This is a genomic window from Micromonospora sp. ALFpr18c (assembly GCF_008868155.1).
Classification (GTDB): Bacteria; Actinomycetota; Actinomycetes; order Mycobacteriales; family Micromonosporaceae; genus Micromonospora.
This window is the reverse complement of sequence record NZ_WBKR01000001.1, coordinates 1-20,460: the sequence shown is the minus strand read 5'-3', so window position 1 is coordinate 20,460 and position 20,460 is coordinate 1. Positions and strand designations below refer to the sequence as shown.

Genomic DNA, 20,460 nt, shown 5'->3' with positions numbered 1-20,460 from the left:
GCGACTCTATGCATGAAAACTTTCAGAGGCAATGGTCGGACGATCGGACACATCACCGACGATCGGCGATGTGAGATCTACCGATTCGATGATTGTTGCCCTGATTGGTGGCCCCAGCGGTGACGCACCGCGCTGGAGCGGTGATTGTAGGATCCGCACGGCGGTTGGACAGAGGAGTCGCGCATGCAGCCGGAAGGCCCCTACCGGTTCACCCACCCGCTGGGTGGATCTCCGGTCGGCACGGCGTGGGCTGCCATCGACGAACACGGCCGGCTCGTGACCGTCGCGGTGCTGGACGCCACCGTCGCCGGCACCGCCGGTTGGCGCGAAGCCTTCGCCGGCACCGCGAACACCCTCGCCCAGGGCTCCGACGCGATGTCGTTCGCGTACGCCGACTTCTCGGCCACCGCGCCCTGGGTCGCGTATCCCGCCGAAGCGGGTCCCGGCGCCGAGAAACTGTTCCGGGCCCTCGGCGTGGAATACACAGCCGCACCGGCCCTGCCGGTCTCCGCGCCGCCGGTCTCCGCCTCCCCGGTGTCGAGTACGCCGGTCTCCAGCCCGCCGCCGGTGTCCGGCGCGCCCCGATCGGCGGCCGACATGCCGCACGCCCCCTGGGCCGTGCACGCGAACCCGGTGTCCAGTCAGCCGGTGTCCGCGTCCCCGCAGCCGGTCTCGGGCGCGCCCACATCACCGTCCGCCGCGGACACGATGGCGGGCACACCCGTCGACGTTCCCGGGCCACCGATCGCGCAGACCCGTCCGGTGGTGCCGCTGGCCGATCCGTTCGCCGCTCCCGTCCGTCGCATCAAGCTCTCCGAACCCCGCCCGCGGCGTACCGGGCTCTGGGCGGGAGCGGCGGCGCTGGTCCTGGTGGTGCTCGCCGGAGTCGGCGGCGTGGTGATCTGGGGCGGCGGGTCGGACGACCCGGGCAAGCCGCAGACCGGGCCCACCACGAGCATCCTGTCGCCGGCGATCCCGACGACACCACCGCAGTCGCCCGGCATCGAACCGCCCAAGCCGGGCGCGTGGCCGACGCAGTGGCCACGGTTCAACGAGCGGGACACCGTCCGTACCCTGACTGATCTCGATGGCCTGGGCTTCCCGGTGAAGGTCCCGACGACCTGGCAGTGCACGCTCGCCGCCCGTGCCGAGGGGATCGTCAAGTACCAGTGCGGCACCGCCGCGACGGGCAACCAGGCGATCGGCGGCGAAGTGATCGTGCGTGAGTGCCCGCAGCCGTGCACCGACCAGTGGCAGAATGCCATGCGCTCGGTCGAGGAGGCGTGGGGTGCGCAGTGGATCCGCAGCGGCCTGTACGCGAGCTACGCCGAGCAGATCATCGAGGTCGACGGCACGCAGCGACACGGCCTCGTCGTGGTCGCCTACTTCCGCAGCGGGGAAGAAGGAGCCATCAACCGTCAGCTCGTGATCCGGATGACCTCGCCGGTGCCCGAGGCGTACCAGTTGCGACGCTTCGCCAGCTACATCCGCGACGTGGTCGTCTTTTGACCGGGTCGAGCGGAGAGGCGCCGACGAGCCTCGCGCCGTCCACACCGGACGCCGGTCTTCGGCCCCTCGCCGACCAGTCGGTTGCGCTGATCCATGAGTGGTTCGGCGCCACCGGCGGGTCCGAGCAGGTGTTCCTCCAGATGGCCGAGCTCGTGCCGCACGCCGACCGCTTCGTTCTCTGGAAGGACCACGACGCCACGGTGGACCGGGAGATTCGCGAATCCTGGCTGGCGAAGACCCCGTTGCGGCACAGCAAGGCGCTCGCGCTCCCGCTCATGCCGCTCACCTGGCGGACGCTGACCCGCAGGAAGTACGACGTGGTCCTCTCGTCGAGCCACGCGTTCGCGCACACCGTGAAGATCGGCGACCCGGAGCGCACCCGCCACCTGAGCTACGTCCACTCGCCCGCACGCTACGTCTGGAGCCCGGCCCTCGACCAGCGCGGAGCCAACCCGGCGCTCGCGCCGATGCGCGCCGCCCTGCAGGCCGGTGACAAGCGGCTGAGCCGGCACGTGCACGGCTACGCGGCGAACTCGTTGGAGGTGCGGGAGCGCATCCGCCGCTACTGGGGGCGGGACGCCACGGTGATCAACCCGCCGGTGGAGGTGGACTACTTCGCGGCGGCCCCGCCGGCCGTACGCGACCAGGAACGCTCCTACCTGCTCGGCGTCGGCCGCTGGATCCCGTACAAGAACTTCGACCTGATGATCGAGATCGCGGCGGCGGCCCGGTTGCCGTTGGTGATCGCCGGCGGAGGCCCCGAGGAGGAGAATCTGCGCCGACTCGCCGCCCGCGTCGACGTGTCTGTCGAGTTCGAGGTCAAACCGACCACGGAGCGGCTCCGCGAGCTGTACTGGGGCGCGGCCGTGCTGCTCTACCCCGCTCTGGAGGACTTCGGCATGATCCCGGTCGAAGCGCAGGCCTGCGGGACGCCCGTGGTGGGTTGGGCGCGTGGCGGGCTGCTCGAAACCGTGGTGACCGGCGAGACCGGCTTCCTCCTCGACTCGGGCGACCCGGGCGCGTACGTGGACCCGATCCGTCGGGCGTCGCACCTGCCCGCGCAGGCGGCAATGACCAACGCCCAACGGTTCACACGACAGGCATTTCAGGCGAACTTGGCCCGGTGGCTGTCCGAGCAGGCGTCATCGTGACCGCCTCCGTGCCGGATCGTCCCCGAGCGGGCGACGCACCCGTGGCGAACGTGCTGATGCTGGGCACCGCCGAATGGGACTCTCCGATCGCGACGAACCAGCACTACGTCGCGCGAGAGTTAGCCCGGACCGCGAACGTCACGTTCGTCGAGTCACTGGGCCTGCGCCGGCCCACGCTCCGCCGTGACGACGTGGTCCGGATGGCGTCGCGGCTCCGCCGCGCGCTGGGCGGCCGGGAGGTCCCGGCGCAGCGGCCCCGCCCGGCGGGCACACAGATCGTGTCGCCGCTCGTGCTGCCGGTGCACCGCAGGCCCACCTACCCGGTCAACCGTGCCCTGCTCCGCCGTGCCACCGCCGACTGGCTCCGGAGCGCACGCCCCCGCGTGCTCTGGACGTTCACGCCGGTCACCTACGGCCTGGAAGAGGCCGCCGACCTCGTCATCTACCACTGCGTCGACCTGCTGGCGACGTTTCCCGGCGTGGACGCCGTCGCGGTCGCCCGCGGCGAGCGCTCGCTGTCGCCGCGCACCGCCGTCGCCGTCGCCACCAGCACGGCCGTCCAGGCGCATCTCGCCGCCGTCGGCTTCCCCCGCATCGAGCTCCTGCCCAACGTCGCGGACGTGTCGGTGTTCACGGCGGCGAGTAAGCCAGCCGCGCACCGCCGACCCGACGTCCTCTTCTCCGGCAACCTCACCGTCCACAAACTCGACCTGCGGCTCCTCGAGGCGATCGCCACCGCCGTACGCGGCCGGGGCGAGCTGCTGCTGGCCGGGCCGCTTGCCGCCGGTGGGGGCAGCTTCGATGCGGAGCTGCGGCAGTTGGAGGCCCTCGGTGCCCGCCACCTTGGCGTCCTCACCCCGGACCAGCTCGCCGAGGCGGCCGGCACGTGTGCCGTGGGCGTCATCCCGTACGCGATCAACGACTACACCCGGGGTGTCAGCCCGCTCAAGTGCTTCGAGTATCTGTCCTCCGGGCTTGCGGTGCTGAGCAGCCCGCTGCCCGCGGTGGCCGAACTCGCGCGGACCAATCCCCACGTGACGGTGGCCGAGGCGGACGACCTGCCCGCTCACCTGCCCGGCCTGCTGCGACCGGTCACCGACGCCGTCGTCGGCGCCCGGATGGCGAGCGCCGCCGAACACGGGTGGGAGGGGCGCGGGGTACTGCTGCGCGACCTGTTGCTTACCGAATTGACCCACGGGCGGTAGCCGGCCATGCGAATCATCGAGCGTGGGCCGCAGCGCGGTCGCACCCCGCGTCGGGCGGTTGCGGCATGACCCGCGTGCTTGTCGTCACCGTCGAGCCGCCCTGGCCGGCACAGCACGGTGGCCGGATCCGCACCGCCCGGGTCGCCGAGGCGCTGAGCCGCGACGCCGAGGTGCATGTCACCTTTCCCGACCACGGCGATCGGCAGCCGGACGCCCCGGTCACGACCCGTCCGCTGCCCTGGTCGCCACCACCGGCCGTCCGCACCCGGGCGTCGGGCCGGCCCCACCTGGGTGGGCACTACCTGGCGCCGGTCGCCGACTCCCTCACGGCGCTGTGCGACGAGTTCCGGCCCGACGCCGTGTACTGGTCGCACTCCTACCTGGCCGCGTGGGCGCCACCGGCGGCACGGCAAGTGCCGCAGGTCGTCGAATTCGCCAACATCGAGAGCCGCCGGCTCGCGACGATGGTGGGGGCGGCCCACGGGTGGCAGCGCGTCGCTCGCCGCGCCGAGGCCGCCAAGGCCGCCTTCTGGGAGCCCCGGGTGGCCGCGCGTGCTGCCCTCTGCGTGGCGCTGTCCCCGCCGGACCGGAACGTGCTGCGCGGGTGGACCAGCGACGTCGTCCTTGCCCCGAACGGTGTGGACGTGTGGCCGTACCAGCCCTCGCCACCCGACGGGTACGTCCTCGCGTTGGCGTCCTACGACTATGAACCCAACGTGCGGGCCCTGCGGACCTTCGTGCGGGACGGGTGGCCACTCGTCCGCGCCGCACTCCCCGTCGCCCGGCTCGTGGTGGCGGGCCGGCGCAGCGAGGCGTTGGCGCGGGAGTTCGCCGACGTACCCGGGGTTTCGGTCCTCGGCACGCTCGACGATGTGGCCGACGCGTACGCCGGGGCTGCCCTGACCGTCGCTCCCGCCACAACCGGCGGCGGCGCCCAGCTCAAGCTGACCGAGTCGATGTCGCGGGGCCGGTGTGTCGTCATGAGCTCGTTCGCGGCGCAGGGCCTCCCGGCCGCGATACGCGGCGTGGACTCGCACCGGGTGGCCGACAATCCGCACTCCTTCGCCGGCTCGGTGGTCGACGCACTGCGGGACTCGTCCACGCGCCACGTCCGGGAGCTGGCGGGCTGGCGACGGTGCGCGACGCTCGGCTGGCCCGAGACCGTTCGCGAGCTGGTCGACGCCATCTCCATGCTCGTCAGCCGGACGGCCACACCGTGATCCGCCGCGTCCACCTCGTCGAGTCCGGCGGCCGGGGCGGGGTCTTCAACCACTCCGTCGAGGTCGCCGCCGGCCTGGGCGGACTCGGCGTCGACGTGGTCGTGCACACCGCCGACGACTGCGACGCAGCACCGGCTCCGGTGACCCTCTGCCGATGCGTCACCTGGCACCGCACCTCACCCAACCGTCGGGTCCGGCAGGCCCGGACGTCGACGCGCTACCTGCTTCGCACATTGCCGCACCTGCACCAGGTGATCGGCCCGCAGGACGTCGTGCACATCCAGGGCCTGTTCGCGCTAACCCCAGAACTGATCTCCATCGCCCGGCTGCGTCACGCGACGGTCGTCGCGAGCCCGCACAACACCTTCGTCCGTTCGAACGCCCCCGGTGGCGGGCGGGCGCTGCGCAGTGCGCTGCGGGACGCCGACCGGGTCCTCGTCTACTCGGACGCCGACCGGCGACGCCTTCTCGACCGGGGGGTGGCGAACGTCGACCAGGTGCCCCTGACGCAGTGGACGCCGCCCCCGAAACCGGCGCTCGTCGACAGGTGGCGCACCGAGCTGAACCCGAACGGTGGCAAACTCGCCCTGCTGCCCGGCCAGGTCCGGGCCGACAAGAACCCCGAGCTGTTCGTCCGGGCCGTCGCGCAGTTGCCCGACTGGCGGGGCGCGGTGGTCGGGGAGGATCTCGGGCCGGGCCTGCGAGTCGACGCGCTAATCGACCAGACCGGGTCGGCGGTGACGACCGCGTACCGCTACCTGGGCGTCGACGAGTTCACCGCGCTGGTCGCGGCGGCCGACGTCGTCGTCGCGCCGTACGAGGTGGCCAGCCAGTCCGGTGTCCTCGCCGTGGCGGCCCGACTGGGTGTGCCGACCGCGGTTGCACCCTGCGGCGGCCTGATCGAGCTGGCCACCGCCGTCGCCCGGGACACCAGCGTCGCGGCGATCTCGGAGGCCATCGCCCTCGCCGACGAACGCGGCGCGAAGCCTGTCGACACGACGGACGCCGCGGGCCGGGTCCTCGCCGCGTACACCGCAGCCCGGCGGAGCCAGACGCCATGATCGTCACGATGGTCTCAGTGTCGGACACCGCCGGCGGTGCCGAGGCGCACACCGTCGCGCTCGGTCGAGGGCTGCGCGACCGTGGCCACGACGTCGCCCTGTACGGCCGGTGCCCAGGGTGGGCGGAGCACGGTCTCGACCGCAGCGACATCGGCCTCGGGCCGAAGTGGTCCCGCCGGACGATGACCGCCGGGCTGCTGCGGGTGCCCGTCGAGCGGCACCGGACCCAGGCCATCGCCGAATCCTCCATCTACTACATGCAGTTCAAGCGGGAACAGATCGCGCTGACCGCGCCGCTGGCGCGTCGAGCGCCCGTCGTGTGGACGGAACACGGACGGTGGATGGGCGGCCTGGTCGGTCGTCTGCTCCTCGCCGGTTACGCGCGCGCCGCCGAGCACGTCTCCCGGGTGGTCTGCGTCAGCGAAGCCGTCGCCGCCGACCTCGAACCAGTGGTCGGCCGGGACAAGCTGGTCGTGGTGCCGAACGCGATCGACACCCGCCGGTACGCGGCGCCGCCGGCCCGGGCGCGGGCGGCCCTGCGCCAACGGTTGCTCCCGAGTCGTTTCCACGATCGCCGGGTCGCCGTCCTCGCGGCGCGACTGCACGGCGCGAAACGACACGACCGCGCCGTCGCGGCGGCACTGGCCAGCGGAAGCGCCCTGGTCGTCGTCGGTGACGGTCCGGACCGTGAGCGGCTGAAACGGATCGCCGCCGGAAACCCCGACGTGCACTTCACCGGCCACCGCGACGATGTGCCCCACCTCCTAGCGGCCAGCGACTTCTACATCTACTGCGGCGCGGAGACCGACGGCACGCCGACCTGCGTCCTCGAGGCCGCCGCCGGCGGTCTGCCGATCGTGGCGTTCCGCGGCGATCCGGGTACGGAGCTGATTCCGCACTGCGGGGGCATGGTCATCGGGGAGCCGGCCGACCTGACGGCCGACGCGGTGTCGGCGCTGCTGGAGCAGCGGGGAGCCGGTGTCGCCTACGTCGAGCAGCGGCACGGGCGCGACAGGTGGCTCGACGCGTACGAACGGACCTTCGGGGAGTGCCTCCGATGACCTCATCGGGACAGACGACGACCGAGCCGGCCGACCGGGGCTCCGATGCGACGGCTCCCGCACCGGCCGGCTCGGCGGACGCCACCCGGTCGGCGCGCGGGCTCAGCACCGCCACCGCCGTGTCCCTCGGGCTCCGCCTGCTCGGCATGGTCGTGGGCATGGCGACCACCTCCGTGCTCGCTCGGCACCTGAACCCCAGCGGCTACGGCGTCTTCGCCCTCGCGCTCACCCTCGGTACGGCGGCGGCACAGGTCGCCGACATGGGCACCACGATCACGGTGAGTTCCCGGATCGCGCGGGAGAAGGCGGCGGCCGGCGGCATCCTGACGACCGGCCTGCTCATCCGTACGTCGGTGGCGCTGCTCGCGACCGTCGCCCTGCTCGCCGCCGCCGCCGGCGGGCTGTTCGGGGAGTCGAGCGCTGTCGTGAGCGTCATCGCCATCGCGACGCCGTTGTCCGCGGCGTCCGTTCTCACCGCGGGGGCCACCGCCCGGTTCCGTCCCGAGGTGTCGGCGGTCCTCGCCCTCGTCCAGGGCGTCCTATGGCTGGTGGCGGTCGCCTTCGTCGCCCGGACCGGCGGTGACGTCGTTCTGCTCGCGTGGTTCTTCGTCGCCGTCGTGGCGATCCAGACCGGCATCGGGGTCGCGATCAACCGGAGGTTGGTGCCGCTGGGTCGACCGTCCTGGGCGGAGGCGGGCCGGATCTTCGCGCTGAGCTGGCCACTCGCGATCAGCTCGTTGGCGGTCATGGCCTACTACCGACTGGGCTCGGTGATCCTCTTTCACCTGAAGGGGGCGGCGGAGGTGGGCTACTACTCGGCGGCCTACAAGTTCCTCGACGTCGCCCAGCTCGGGCCGGCGATGCTGGTGGCCCCGCTGCTGCCGGTCGTGGCGACGAGTCTGAACATGGACGCACACCGCCGGAACCTGATCTTCAGCTTGGCGACCCGCACCGGCGTCGTGATCGGTGCGGGTACGGCGGTGCTGCTGATCGCGTTGGCACCCGCCCTCGTCACCTACCTCTACGGTGACGACTTCGGCCCGGCGGTCACGCCCCTGCTCCTGCTGGCGGTGGCCTTCGTCGGCGTTACCCTCGGCTACGTCGGCACGACGATCTGCTCCGCGCTGGGCCTGGTACGACCGATCGCGGTGTTGACCGTCTCGGTGGCGGTGGTCAACCTCGCGGCGCAGTTCTGGGCCTGTGCCCGATGGGGCGCCACCGGCGCGGCGGCCGTCGCCGCGGCGACCGAGTTCGTCATCGGCGCCACCACGTGCCTGCTGGCCGCACGCGCGATGACGTCACGGCTGCCCGTCCGGGAGATGGCGAGCGTCCTCGCCGTGGGCGCCGCCACGGTTCTCGTGCTGTGGCTGGTCCGGCTGCCGTGGCAGGTCGAGGGAGCGCTGGCCGCCGGCATGTTCGGTGTGTCGGTGCTGGGCACCCGGGCGATCACCCTGGCGGACCTCAGGCGGGTCCTGTCCCGCAAAGCCCTCTGAGGCCCTGCTCGCGCCCGTCACCAGGTCTTCCCGGTCCGGAGGTGCTGCCAGGTCAGCCCGGTGCACTCGACCGGCCCGGTGCCGCAGGACAGCGCGGCGTTCGTGTTGGTCGCCCGGCTGCCGTCCACCCGCACCAGTTCGCTGACGTCGACGGCCAGCTCCAGCGCGTACGAGACAAGCGATCCTCCGGCGGCGACCGCCGCTCCCCGTGCGCCCTGCGCGGATCGCAGCCCGTCGCCGCGGAGCACTGCCGCACCCGAGTTGCGCACCCGTGCCACCCCACCCGTCGTGTCGTCGATTGTCACGTTCGACACCGTCAGCTCCGTGGTGGTGTTGAGGTCGACCAGCCAGGGCGTCCCCTCCGTCCGCGTCTGGGTGACGGCCAGCCGCGGCAGGACGTGAGTGGCCGCCGGGGCGGTGAGCAGGGCCCCGCCCCGGCCGGCGATCTGCACGCCAGACACGCTTGCCCGTCGTACCGCCGCGTGGGTCGCCCATCCGGGCATCTCCACCAGGTAACTGTCGCCGCTCGCGGTCAGGCTGACCGCGCGTACGGTCAGCTCGTCCACCACTCCTGCGATCTGGGCGACGGCGGTGCCGGCGGACGTGCCCGCGACGGTCACCCCGCTCACCAGCAGCTGACCGATCGTCGCCGTCTGGGCCACCAGCAGCAGAGGCGCGGCGTCGAGCTGTTCGGCGACCACGTCCTCGACGGTGAGACCGCCGAAGGTGGCCGGCCGGAAGGGTGCGACCCGCACCAGCGGCTCATTCCCGCGGCGCCCCTGGACCCGCAACCCACGTAGCTGTACGCGGCCCACCGCCGAGCCGTTGATGTGCACCATGCCGCCCCGACCGGGCAGCGTGCCGGCCGCGACCTGCTCGACGATCAGATCGTCGACGCGGCCGCCGGTGGTACGCCAGTCGGCGGTGTCGTCACCGATCCAGATGACGTTGTTGCCGGCGAGGCCCGTGACGCCCCGGATGGTCGTGCGCAACGCGGCGGTCTCCGGCGACCCCCCGAGCACCTTGACCAGGGCCGCGAGCGAGGCCACGCTGACGTCCTCGATGACCGTGTCGGTCACCGGTCCGGACACGTCGTCGTACGCCTGCCAGTCGCGGGGGGTGATGGCGACGGTGTCGTCACCCGTCGAGCCGCGGATACCCGAGATCCTGGTCCGCGCGGCGGGCCCCTGGATGTGTACGCCGTCGGAGTGCACCGCGAAACTGATCTCCGTGACGGTGGCGTCGATGACGTCGCCCAGGGAGATTGCGTACTTGTCGCTGGCGGTCCGTACCGTCAGCCTCTTGAGCGTCAGGCCGTCAACCCGGCGCCACCGCAGGGTGTGCAGATCGGGGCCCGTGCCCCCGACCCCGCTCGCGCGGGCCCAGGTTCCGCCGATGACGGTGATGTCCCGGTCCCGGCCGCCCTCAATCACCGCCGCGTTGATGAGCAGGTTGCAGGCGCTGCCGGCCGCCAGGGTGACCGTGCAACCGGACATGATCAGCGTCGTGCCGGTGGGCACCACGAGGGGCGCGCTGACCCGGTAGTGCGCGTTGTCGGCACCGCGTACCAGGCCGCCCGCCCCGCTGCGGAGGGCGGCGTTGAGCACGTCGGTGTCATCGCTCCCGGACGGGGGCGGCAGCAGCACGATGCCCTTCGAGGGCGGGGCGTCACCGGCGAGGACCATGCCGCTGGCGGCGGCGAGGAAGATGCGGCGGGTGATCATCTGCGGCTCCGGGGGTGATCCCGGATGACCATACCGGGTGGCGACCGCCGACTACGCGTACGCCATGTCAACCGTGCGACCGAAACGATAAGCATCGTACTGATGGCCCGGCAATCGGCCGACCGGCGATCCCCGTTCACCCCGCTGGCCGGGGTTGTCGGGGCGAGCTTCCGGCGACGCTCGTGCGCGCCCCTGCTGATACTGTGAGCCGCGTCGGCCGATGTGCCGTGCTGCTCGACCCGCCACATTGTACGGTCGCTCTGGTCACCGGGCTGGCCCTGGCTTTGGTCGCCGGCAGCCGGTTCGGCGTTGTTGTCAGCAGGGTTCGATGTCAGCGAAGGCCGGCCGGACCCGATCTCGGGGCAAAGGCAGCGATGGGTTCCAGAGGAACTGTGACTGATTCCGACACGGACGACGCGGGCATCCGTCCTCCCGAACAGTCCCCCGAACGGGGCACGACCGACAATCCCGATTCCGGGATCCACCTGACGCGTGTCCTGAACTGGGTGCTCGATCCCCGCCCGCCCGTCACCGCCGGCGCCCGCCTGATCTGGTGGGCGTCCTGGGCGTTCGCTGCGTTGTCGGCCTTCTACATCGCCTGGACCGTGCCGTCGTTCCTCGGCGTCGTCTTCGCGGTCGCGCTTCCGCTGCTCGTGCACCGGCTCCCCGTGACCGGGATCGTGCTCGTCGCGGTGCTCGCTCAGGAGATCAAGCCGAACGGGCGCTTCGGCGAGCTGACCACGCTGGGCTACCCGGCGTTCATCAGCCCTGGCAAGGCCCCGATCATCCTGCCACTCGCGGTGACGGCGGTTCTCGCGGCCGCCGCGCGGTGGTGGCCGCAGGCCCGCCCACCGCTCCGGTCGGTCGGCGTCGCGCTGCTCGGGCCGGCCGTTGGCCTCGTCGTGCTGGCTGTCGGCAGCGGCCTGTTCCACGGGCAGTCGGTCTTCTCCGCCGTCAATCAGAACGCCCGCCCGTTCGTTCTGCTGGTGTTGGGCCTCCTCATCGGCATGAGCCTGCGGTGGCTGCGGGCCGACCAGCGATTTGGCAGAGCGACGGTCTGGGCCGCGCTGATCGGCCTGCTGGTCGCGGCGGCCGTCGCCATTCCGCTCGGTGAGGCCGCCGACGACCGGCTCAGCGCCTACTTCATCTACTACGACTCGGCGCTGCCGGCGATCGCGGCGGCGGTGTTCATCGGCGTACTCGGGGACAACGGATGGCGCTGGGACTGGCGGCACATGCTCCTGGCGGCCGGCATGCCACTGCTGATCCTGATCAGCTTCCGCCGGAGTGTCTGGGTCGCGGCGCTGGTCGCACTCGTCGTCGTTCTTGTCCTCACCTGGCAGCGGTGGCAGCGGGTGTTCCGTCAGTTCGGGTTCGCTGCCCTGGTCGTGGCGGTTGTCGTGCTGGCCGCGCCAGGTTTCGCCGCGGATCTCGGCCTGCGCAGCGCGGGCAGCTTCGACCTCGCCAGCGGTGGGCCGAGCGCCAGTGCCAGGCCGAGCCCGAGCGGCCAGCCGAGCCCGAGTGCCAGACCGACCGTGACCGGGACCTCGGGCGCGAGCGTCGTGCAGGGCGGCGTGCCAACCGCGACCGGCAAGCCAACCGCGACCGGCAAGCCGCGTCCGGCCGGCGGTGCGGGTGACAGCCCACGCCCGAACGGTGGTGCGAGCGCGAGTGGCAGTCCGAGCCGGTCCGCCTCCGTGGCACCGGGCCGGCCGGTGCGGACCCCGCCGGCTCAGGAGAGCGCGAAGCACCAGGCCGAGTCCACGAGTGGGCACCTCAACGACCTCCGCCTCGGGTGGGACTACGTCCGGGCGAACGTCTGGACCGGCGTCGGCCCTCTCGCACCCCAGCTTCCGGGTCTGGCCGCCAACAACTCCGAGCGGGTGTACGTCCACAACGAGCTGCTGCAGGACTGGCTCCGGTACGGTCCGCTGGCGCCGCTGCTCGTCATCCTTTTCCTCGCGGCCGCGGCGCTGGCGGCGTTGAAGGCCGTCCGCGATCCCGAGAGCGACGTGGTCGTCCGGTCGGCGGCAGCGCTCTGCCTGATCGCGCCGCTGTGCCTGATGACCGCGCCGTTCCTGTCGGAGACGAGTCGGTGGCCGCTGGTGCTGGGCATCGCGGCGGGCATCGTCGTCCCGGTCTTCCTCGGCCGGGGGCGGCGCGAGGGGCAACCGGGTGAGTGACACCTCGCCCCGCGCGCTGCGGTTCGCCCTGTGGGCCCAGCGTCAGGCCCACGTCGTGCCAGCGCCGCTGCGCCGATTGGGTGGACGCACCCTGCGCCGGTTCGCCAACCCGGGCGAGCAGACGTCGCGCCCCGGCGAGGACTGGTCGGTGCCGCTCGTGCCGGGCAGAGGCGCGGGCGACCTGGAGGCAATCCTGCCGATGGCCGCCCAACCGCCTCCGTCGGTCCCGCCGCGCGCCGTCGAGATCGGCGGTGCCCGGCGGGTACGATGCGCCATCGCCACCGGGGTGCTCGACGTCGGCGGCGCGGAGGAGGTGGCCGCGTTCCTGGCCCGGCGGCTCCCGGCGCACAGTGTCGACACCGCGGTTATCTACACCGGCACGCGGCTGCCCGGGCAGGACGGTGCGGGCGGCCGGCTGGCCCGTGCCCTCGCCGACGAGGGTGTCGCTACCCACCTGGTGACGCCCGGCGACGCCGCCGGTTGGATACGCTCCTGGCGCCCCGACGTGATCAGCGGGCACAACGCGGACGACTGGCTGCTCGACGTGGCCACCGAGGTCGGCGTCCCGTGGGTGGAGACGCTGCACGACATGCACCGCTTCTACCACCCCGATTCGTGGGCGCCGGAGGGCCGGCGGGCGCAGCGGATCGCCGTGCAGGTCGCGGTGAGCGACCTTGTCCGTCAGCAGTACCTCGTGCGCAACCCGGGCTACCCCGGAGACCGCCTGATCACCGTGCCGAACGGCGTCGACGGCTCCCGCGTCCTGCGGGTGGACCGGGCGCGAGCCCGCGCCGCGCTGGGGCTGACCGACGAGTTCCTCTTCGTCTCGCTGGCCCGATACTGCTTGCAGAAGAACACGTTCGGCCTGGTGACGGCCTTCGCCGACGTGGCCGCCAAGCATCCGAAAGCCCACCTGCTGGTGGCCGGCCGGGCCAACGACGACCTGCTGTACTACGAGCAGACCCGGCAGGCCGCCGCGTCGGTGCCGAGCGCCGACCGTATCCACCTGCGGGGGCACTGCGCGAACCCGTTGGCGCTGCTGGCGGCGGCGGACGCCTTCGTCCTCGACTCCTTCTTCGAGGGCTGGTCACTGGCGTCGATGGAGGCGCTGGCGGCCGGGGTGCCCGTGGTGCTGACCGACGTCGGTGGTGCCCGGGAGCAGTTGGCGAACGGCCGACGCGGGCACCTGGTCGCCAACCCGGCCGGGAACGCCGAACTCGTCGACTGGCAGGTGATCAACGATCTGCGGTACCGGCCGCAGGGCAATCGCGCCGACCTGGTCGCCGCGATGTCGTCGATGATTCGCGAACGCGCGGCGTGGGCCGCCGGCCGTGAGCGACTGCGGGAGGAGGCGATCGGCCTGTTCTCCCCGGACGAGTCGTTGGCCGGGCACGCGCGGGTGCTGCGTGCCGTGGCGCTCGGCGGGCAGTTGCCCACCGAGGGCCGGCGGGCCGACGACTCCTGAGACCACCTGGCGGCCGACGTGTGACGGCACGGACGGCCGGCCCAGGTGGGGCTACCCTCGGTGGTCGCTGGTCATCGGCCACCGCCGCGAAGGACCTCGGCGACGGTACGCAGCACGACCTTGATGTCGAGCCAAAGCGACCAGTTCTCGATGTAGTAGTTGTCGAACCTCGCCCGGTCCGAGATAGGGGTGTCGCCGCGCAGGCCACTGACCTGTGCGAGCCCGGTGAGGCCGACGGGCACCCGGTGGCGCATCGCGTAGGTGGGGTACTCGATCGAAAACTTCTCCACGAAGTGTGGCCGTTCCGGCCGGGGGCCGACCACGCTCATCTCGCCGCGCAGAATGTTCCAGAGCTGGGGCAGTTCGTCGAGCGACGTGCGGCGCATGAACCGGCCGACCGGACCGACCCGCTGGTCGTGCGCGATTGACCAGGTCGTCTGCGACTCGCTCTCGTCGGCCGGCCGCATCGAACGGAACTTGATGACCTTGAATGGCGTGCCGTATCGGCCGATCCGCTCCTGGTGGAAGAAGATGCCCCGCCCGCCGTCGAGGAACGTCGCAATCGCGCAGAGCAGCAGCACCGGGCTGAGGACAAGTAACGCCACCGCCGCGAAGACCACATCGGATGCTCGTTTGACGGCCCATCGTGGACCGGAGAGTCTGGTGTCGCCGATCTTCACGATCGGTATCGCGCCGATGTGATCGGGATATCCGCCCAGGGACCGGGAGCCCCACAGACGCGGCACCGCCCAGAGGTCGGAGCGGGAATTGACCGCCCGCAACAGGATGTCCATCAGTGCCGACTCGGAACAGTCCGGGTCGGCGATGACCAGGACGTCGCATTCCAGCATCTCGGTGAGCTTTTCGAGATCGTCGAGAGTGCCGATCAACGGAACCGACCCGACGCCCTCGTCCGTGGAGACGTCGACACAACCGACGAACCGCAGACCGTACTGCGGGTAGCGCCGCAGCAGCCGGGCGAGCTCCAGCCCCACCGGGCCGCTGCCGATGATGATGGTGTTGTGCTCCACCCACCGGCGCTTGCGGGCGACGATGGTGGACGCCCTGCTGAAGGCCCGGCCGACAATGACCAGGCCGGCGGAGAGCGCGACGCCGCGCATGAACCCGCCCACGTAGTGCACCGAATCGTGGCGCTCGGCCGCGATGATGGCGACCACCGCGGCGGAGGCCAACAACCGTCCGCAGATGCTCGGCAGCTCGTCCAGGATGCCGACGTGCCGCCGGGCCCGGTAGAGCCCGCCCGAGGCGAAGATGGCCACGGTGAGCGCCGCGTTGGCCAGCGTCCCCCGCCAGTAGTTCTGGCTCAGCAGCAGGGGAACGAGCAGCGCGACGACGTCGATGGGCGCCGTCAACATCCAGGCCCGCAGCCAGCGCGTCCGCTTCGAGGCGCGGGACCCGGCGTACGGCAGGACCGTTGTCGTGTCCATACCGGGGCGGACGGTCGCTGTCTCCGACACCCTCTTGGGGGCGACGACAGGGCTCGCCGTAGCTGCCCTCTCGTCGCCGTCCGCGGCCTGCTGCGCACCCGCCTGCGGTGGCGGCTCGCCGAACTCCGTCCGTATCGCACCCGGATAACTCATGACCGGTTGGCTCGACATGGTGATCCTCCCCCGTGAGCCCCTCCGGCGTAATTCATAGCCAGGGGGCGATCGCAGGTTACGACCGCGTCAGTTGCACCACCAGAGCCGGCACGGCATTCCTGTCTCCTACTTTGCGGCGGATGCGATGTCGGCCACCGAATCGCGGCGAACCGCGTCGAAGACGCGCTGCGCCTTGCCCTTGTCCGCGATCACGACGCTTTCACTGCCGATTTGGCCCGTCCCCTTGGTTGGGCAGGTGTAGAACGCGAGGTTGCCGCCCCGGAGATGACGAAGCTCCATCGAAAGGTCGACAAGGGACAGCGAACGGTCGACGGCCACCGAGTCAGCCGTGGCCTTGACGAACGAGTTCAGCTTGGCGGGATTCGCGAGCACGCCACCGGAGGCGGCCTTGTCCAGAATGGCCTTGATGACCTGCTGCTGATGCTTGATCCGGGTGAAGTCGCCGTTGGCGAAGGCGTAGCGCTCACGGGCAAAGTCCAAGGCGGCCGCCCCGTCCATCGTCTGCCGGCCCTTGGTGAATTCGCGGCGGCCGTTGGGGTTGAGCGAGTGGGTCGAGGTGAAGCTTTGCTCCACGTCGATGTCCACACCACCCAGCGCGTCGACGATCTCCTTGAAGCCGGAGAAGTCGACCATCGCCACGTGGTCGACGCGGACGTTTGTGAACTCCTCCACCGTCTGGACCATCAGCGGGACGCCACCCCACGCGTACGCCGCATTGATCTTGGCGTCGGTGCCGCCGCGCCCCTCCTTCGACCTGGGCACGTGCACCCAGGTGTCGCGGGGGATCGAGATCAGCTGAGCGCTCGACCGGTCCTTCGGAAGGTGGGCCAGGATAATGGTGTCCGATCGGGAGCCCGAGGTGTTCTGCGTGTCGCGGGAGTCGCTGCCGAGGATCATGATGTTCATGGCGCCGGTCACCACGGGCTGGGGGCGCGACTCCTCGGGAACGCCGCCGAACGCGTCCACCCGCTCGATGTCGGAGTTGATGGAGCGGAAGTAGAGGCCGCTCGCGACCACGCCGCCGCCGGCGAGCACCGCCAGCACCACGAGGGTGATCAGGACGATCCGTTTCCACCGGCGCCGGGGCCGGGGTGATGGTGAGGTGATCTGCTCGCCACCAGCTGGCTGCCCAGGGTCGACCGGCCCGGTGTTCGTCGGAGGGTTGAGTTCTGCGGTCTGGTCTGCACGCGCCATGACGGCGATGCTACTGATTCGCGTTCCGGCTCGCGCACCCTCGTCCGGCCAGGATCGCCCGCCGATGGTGGGAGGACCGTCGGCCGGCGATCGGTGACATTCCGCGGGTGGCTCGACGAGATCGAGTCCGACCAGGAGCTGCGCCAGCACATCGAGCGGGCTACCGCAGGCGCCGTACGGCGTGGGCTGGCCGACAGGCAGTCCACTACGCCCGACGGATCCGTTGGTCCGCGGAGGTCCGTGATGGTCCGCGCCACCCGCCCGGCGCACGCCGTGGAACCGAAGCTCGCGCCCGGTGCGATCCTTCTCGCCGACAACGTCACCACCACCAAAGTGCTCGCGGAGCACGCCGAGCGCATCGGCGTGGCATGGTAGCCGGGTGCGGCTGACCTCGATCCACACGTACCCGGTCAAGGGTTGTCACCGGCTCGACCACGACGGCGCGTTCGTGCAGCCGTGGGGCCTGGCCGGCGACCGACGCTGGATGGTGGTGGACGCCGACGGCGTCGGCGTCACCCAGCGGGAGACGACCCGGCTGGTCGGCCTGCGCGCCACCGTGCGCCCGGGGGCCCTGACGCTGCGCGCCGACGGGCGGCCCGACCTCGACGTGCCCGAACCGGTCGGCGGCGACCCGGTCCTGGTGCGCACCTTCCGCAGCCGCAAGCTGCCGGTCCCCGCCGTGGCGGCGGGTGCGGCGGCCGACGCCTGGCTCGGCGCGTTGCTCGGCCGGCCGGTCCGGCTGGTCTGGCTGGCCCGGCCGACCCGCCACCTGGCCGCCGAGGGCCGCGAGTACGACACCGGCGACCAGGTCAGCTTCGCCGACGCCTACCCACTGCTGCTGACGAACGCCGCCTCCCTCGACGCGCTCAACGGCTGGCTGGCCGAGGCGGGGGAGGAACCGGTGCCGATGACCCGGTTCCGGCCCAACCTGGTCGTCGACGGCGCGCCGGCCTGGGCCGAGGACGGCTGGGCCGGCCGGTCGCTGCGCGTCGGTGACCTGCGGATGCGCGCCGCCGGGCCGTGCGACCGCTGCGTGGTGACCACCACCGACCAGGAGACCGGGGTACGCGCCAGGGAGCCGCTGCGCACCCTGGGGCGCTACCGCAACATCCGGCAGAGCCTCCTCTTCGGACTGAACGTGGTCCCGATCGACAGTGGACCGGTGACGGTCGGCGACCAGGTCGTCATCGAGCCCTGACCGGCCGGGTCCGGTCGCCGCCATCGCGAGTCGCGCGGTCCGGCCACACCGGCCGCCGGTCCGCTGCGGGAACGCTCCGGTCACCGTCCGTCGATGCTGTCTTAGCTTTGGCTTAGCCCGCTTGTCCGGGCACTTGCGGGTCCGGCACCATCGCCGTCGTGACGGACGGAAGCGCTCCCGCGGTCGTCGACATCGACATCGACCTGGACCGGGCTCCCGACGACCCGCCCGCGTCCTCGTCCGGCCCGCTGCCCTGGCTGGTCGCCACCGGCGTCACCGTCCTCGCGGCGGCACTCGGGCTCACCCTGGCGCTGCGCTCCGGCTCCACCCCGGCCTGCGCCGCCGGTCGTACGCTCGCCGCGCCACCCACCGGCACCACCACGCACAGCGGCAAGGCAACCTTCTACGACTCCAACGGCGCCGGCGGCAACTGCTCGAACCCCGCCGCACCCGCCAACCGGCTCTATGTCGCGCTCGGCCCGACCGAGTACGCGGCCGGCGCCGCCTGCGGCGGATTCCTCGACGTGACCGGACCGAAGGGCACCGTCCGAGTCCTCATCATGGACCAGTGCCCGGAGTGCGCGCCCGGGCATCTCGACCTGTCCCGGGAGGCGTTCGCCCGGATCGCCAACCCGGTGCAGGGCCTCGTCCCGGTCACCTACCGCGCGGTGGTCAACCCGCCGCTGCCCGGCCCCCTCACCTTCCGGATCAAGGAGGGCGCGTCGCAGTGGTGGTTCGCCGTCCGGATCGGCAACCACGGCAACCCGTTGCGGACCGTGGAGGTCCGCCAGGGTGACAGCGGTCCGTGGCGTTCGACCGCCCGGCAGGACTACAACTACTGGCTGATCCCCTCCGGCGCCGGGGCCGGCCCGTTCCGCGTCCGGGTCACTGACGTGTACGGAAACCAGGTCACCGTCGCCGGCATCCGGATGGCCCCCGGCCAGATCCAGACCAGCGCGGTCCGGATGTACGGGTCGGGCGCGTCGACCAGTTCGCGGAAGTCCCCCTCGGCCCGGCCGTCCGCCACCCGGCCGGGCGGTACGCCGACACCGGCCCGCCCGGTCGAGGTCGCGAGGGCGAGCGCGCCGCCCGCCGAAACGCCGTCGACCCGTCCGGCCGGGGCCACCGCCCGCTGGTGCGGCTGACCGCTCAGCGGGCTGTCTGGCCGGTCAGCCCGTCGGCCGTCAGGTCGAGCCACATCAGGATCTCGTCCCGGTCGTCACCGGGCGCCACCCGCAGCGCGCCCGGGAGTCGGCCGATCTCCCGGTACCCGAGGCGGCGGTAGAACCCGTCCAGCCCCAGCCCGTCGCGCACCGTCACGTGCAACGCCTCGTGGCCCATCTCCGCACCCAGCCGGGCGGCCTCGCGCATCAACGCCGCGCCGTACCCGGTGCCCTGGGTGTCCGGGTGGACCATCACCCGCTTCAGCACACACCAGTGCGCCTTCAGCGGGAAACGGTTGTCGGAGAAGATCAGCACGGCGACCAGCCGGTCGCCCACGTACCCGACCAGCAGCCGGTCCGGCCCCTCGGCGATGCCCGCGAAGGTCGGGTCGGCGATCGTGCGGACGTCGGCGGCGGTGACCGGCGGCACGAAACCCACCGCCCCGCCAGCATTGCTGACGTCCGTCCAGAGGTCGACGATCGCGCCGCGCAGGTGGGGCGTCAGGTCGGGGTCGAGGACGAAGCGCAGACTCACGGCGCCCATCCTGACCCGGTGACCGGGCTCCCGACCTCAGATCGTGACGTGCCTGACAACCGCCGATCGGGCGCGTGGTGCTCGTTGATGTGTGCGGGAGAGGGGATTCGAACCCCTACGCCCTTTCGGACAATAGGACCTAAACCTATCGCGGCTGCCGTTACGCCACTCCCGCCAACTCGCTGAGTCTAGAGCGTCCGGCCCCGACGGTGTCGAGCCCGGCCTCCGTCAGCTCGACGGTCAGTCCAGGCCGAGGTCGCGGCGGAGCTTGGCGACGTGCCCGGTGGCCTTGACGTTGTAGAGCGCCCGTTCGATCTTGCCGTCGGCGTCGATGACGAAGGTCGAGCGGATCACGCCGGTCACGGTCTTGCCGTAGAGCTGCTTCTCGCCGTACGCGCCGTACGCGGTGAGCACCGACCGGTCCACGTCCGACACCAGCGGGAAGGTGATCGCGTCGCGGTCGCGGAACTTCGCCAGCTTCTCCGGCTTGTCCGGGGAGATGCCGACGATCTCGTACCCGGCCGCCTGGAGGGAGGCGAGCGAGTCGCGGAAGTCGCAGGCCTGCTTGGTGCAGCCGGGGGTCATCGCGGCGGGGTAGGCGTACAGGACGACCTTGCGGCCACGCAGGTCGGCGAGGGCGAGCTGGTCGCCGGTGTCGGTGGGCAGGGTCCACTCG

The 20,460-nt window shown here is 71.8% G+C and carries 17 protein-coding genes and 1 tRNA gene; 12 read left to right on the top strand and 6 right to left on the bottom strand.

Translation table 11 applies throughout. From position 1 onward, the window contains the following. The first annotated feature begins 183 nt into the window (after window positions 1–183). The 7 genes from F8271_RS00085 to F8271_RS00055 all read left to right on the top strand — a co-directional run bounded on the left by F8271_RS00085 (window position 184) and on the right by F8271_RS00055 (window position 8,700). Window positions 184–1,509: a hypothetical protein gene (locus tag F8271_RS00085; protein WP_151487532.1), complete on the top strand. Its 1,326-nt coding sequence runs from the start codon at window positions 184–186 to the stop codon at window positions 1,507–1,509. A gap of 140 nt (window positions 1,510–1,649) precedes the next feature. Next, window positions 1,650–2,660, top strand: a complete 1,011-nt coding sequence (locus F8271_RS00080) for a glycosyltransferase (RefSeq protein WP_225854070.1) — start codon at window positions 1,650–1,652, stop codon at window positions 2,658–2,660. Further along, window positions 2,657–3,865 (top strand): glycosyltransferase, encoded by a 1,209-nt coding sequence (locus F8271_RS00075; protein ID WP_151487530.1) that lies wholly within the window; start codon window positions 2,657–2,659, stop codon window positions 3,863–3,865. The genes F8271_RS00080 and F8271_RS00075 overlap by 4 nt, the downstream gene beginning before the upstream one ends. A 65-nt stretch (window positions 3,866–3,930) precedes the next feature. Then, on the top strand, window positions 3,931–5,085 hold the full coding sequence (locus F8271_RS00070) for a glycosyltransferase (RefSeq protein ID WP_151487529.1): 1,155 nt from the start codon (window positions 3,931–3,933) through the stop codon (window positions 5,083–5,085). Beyond that, the gene (locus F8271_RS00065) at window positions 5,082–6,146 is read left to right on the top strand and encodes a glycosyltransferase (protein ID WP_192580067.1); all 1,065 of its coding nucleotides are present in this window, start codon (window positions 5,082–5,084) and stop codon (window positions 6,144–6,146) included. The genes F8271_RS00070 and F8271_RS00065 overlap by 4 nt, the downstream gene beginning before the upstream one ends. Window positions 6,147–6,154: 8 nt before the next feature. Continuing rightward, the gene (locus F8271_RS00060; RefSeq protein ID WP_192580066.1) at window positions 6,155–7,207 is read left to right on the top strand and encodes a glycosyltransferase family 4 protein; all 1,053 of its coding nucleotides are present in this window, start codon (window positions 6,155–6,157) and stop codon (window positions 7,205–7,207) included. After that, window positions 7,204–8,700: a flippase gene (locus F8271_RS00055; RefSeq protein WP_151487526.1), complete on the top strand. Its 1,497-nt coding sequence runs from the start codon at window positions 7,204–7,206 to the stop codon at window positions 8,698–8,700. The genes F8271_RS00060 and F8271_RS00055 overlap by 4 nt, the downstream gene beginning before the upstream one ends. A gap of 17 nt (window positions 8,701–8,717) precedes the next feature. Here F8271_RS00055 and F8271_RS00050 read toward each other — a convergent pair whose 3' ends face one another. Next, window positions 8,718–10,424, bottom strand: coding sequence for a hypothetical protein (locus tag F8271_RS00050; RefSeq protein ID WP_151487525.1), 1,707 nt, complete (start codon window positions 10,422–10,424; stop codon window positions 8,718–8,720). 506 nt (window positions 10,425–10,930) lie between these two features. Here F8271_RS00050 and F8271_RS00045 point away from each other — a divergent pair. Further along, on the top strand, window positions 10,931–12,607 hold the full coding sequence (locus F8271_RS00045) for an O-antigen ligase family protein (protein WP_192580065.1): 1,677 nt from the start codon (window positions 10,931–10,933) through the stop codon (window positions 12,605–12,607). Then, window positions 12,600–14,072: a glycosyltransferase gene (locus F8271_RS00040; protein WP_151487523.1), complete on the top strand. Its 1,473-nt coding sequence runs from the start codon at window positions 12,600–12,602 to the stop codon at window positions 14,070–14,072. Before F8271_RS00045 ends, F8271_RS00040 begins: the two co-directional genes overlap by 8 nt. A 71-nt stretch (window positions 14,073–14,143) precedes the next feature. On the opposite strand, the gene F8271_RS00035 is transcribed toward F8271_RS00040, so the two are convergent. Beyond that, window positions 14,144–15,448, bottom strand: a complete 1,305-nt coding sequence (locus F8271_RS00035) for a sugar transferase (RefSeq protein ID WP_151487642.1) — start codon at window positions 15,446–15,448, stop codon at window positions 14,144–14,146. Window positions 15,449–15,799: 351 nt separating this feature from the next. Then, the gene (locus F8271_RS00030; RefSeq protein WP_151487641.1) at window positions 15,800–16,888 is read right to left on the bottom strand and encodes an LCP family protein; all 1,089 of its coding nucleotides are present in this window, start codon (window positions 16,886–16,888) and stop codon (window positions 15,800–15,802) included. Window positions 16,889–17,131: 243 nt separating this feature from the next. Between F8271_RS00030 and F8271_RS33740 the strand changes: the two genes are divergently transcribed. The 3 genes from F8271_RS33740 to F8271_RS00020 all read left to right on the top strand — a co-directional run bounded on the left by F8271_RS33740 (window position 17,132) and on the right by F8271_RS00020 (window position 19,231). Continuing rightward, on the top strand, window positions 17,132–17,263 hold the full coding sequence (locus F8271_RS33740) for a hypothetical protein (RefSeq protein WP_255473613.1): 132 nt from the start codon (window positions 17,132–17,134) through the stop codon (window positions 17,261–17,263). Between the two features lie 4 nt (window positions 17,264–17,267). Then, window positions 17,268–18,086: an MOSC domain-containing protein gene (locus F8271_RS00025; RefSeq protein ID WP_151487522.1), complete on the top strand. Its 819-nt coding sequence runs from the start codon at window positions 17,268–17,270 to the stop codon at window positions 18,084–18,086. Window positions 18,087–18,244: 158 nt separating this feature from the next. Next, the gene (locus tag F8271_RS00020; protein WP_151487521.1) at window positions 18,245–19,231 is read left to right on the top strand and encodes an expansin EXLX1 family cellulose-binding protein; all 987 of its coding nucleotides are present in this window, start codon (window positions 18,245–18,247) and stop codon (window positions 19,229–19,231) included. A 4-nt stretch (window positions 19,232–19,235) separates the two neighbouring features. On the opposite strand, the gene F8271_RS00015 is transcribed toward F8271_RS00020, so the two are convergent. The 3 genes from F8271_RS00015 to bcp all read right to left on the bottom strand — a co-directional run. Continuing rightward, a complete protein-coding gene (locus F8271_RS00015; RefSeq protein WP_151487520.1) occupies window positions 19,236–19,793 on the bottom strand; it encodes a GNAT family N-acetyltransferase in 558 nt (185 codons plus the stop codon). Between the two features lie 83 nt (window positions 19,794–19,876). Beyond that, window positions 19,877–19,959 (bottom strand) — tRNA-Leu (locus tag F8271_RS00010). 65 nt (window positions 19,960–20,024) lie between these two features. Continuing rightward, window positions 20,025–20,460: thioredoxin-dependent thiol peroxidase (gene bcp / locus F8271_RS00005; RefSeq protein WP_151487519.1), on the bottom strand; the 436-nt coding region annotated here is incomplete at its 5' end.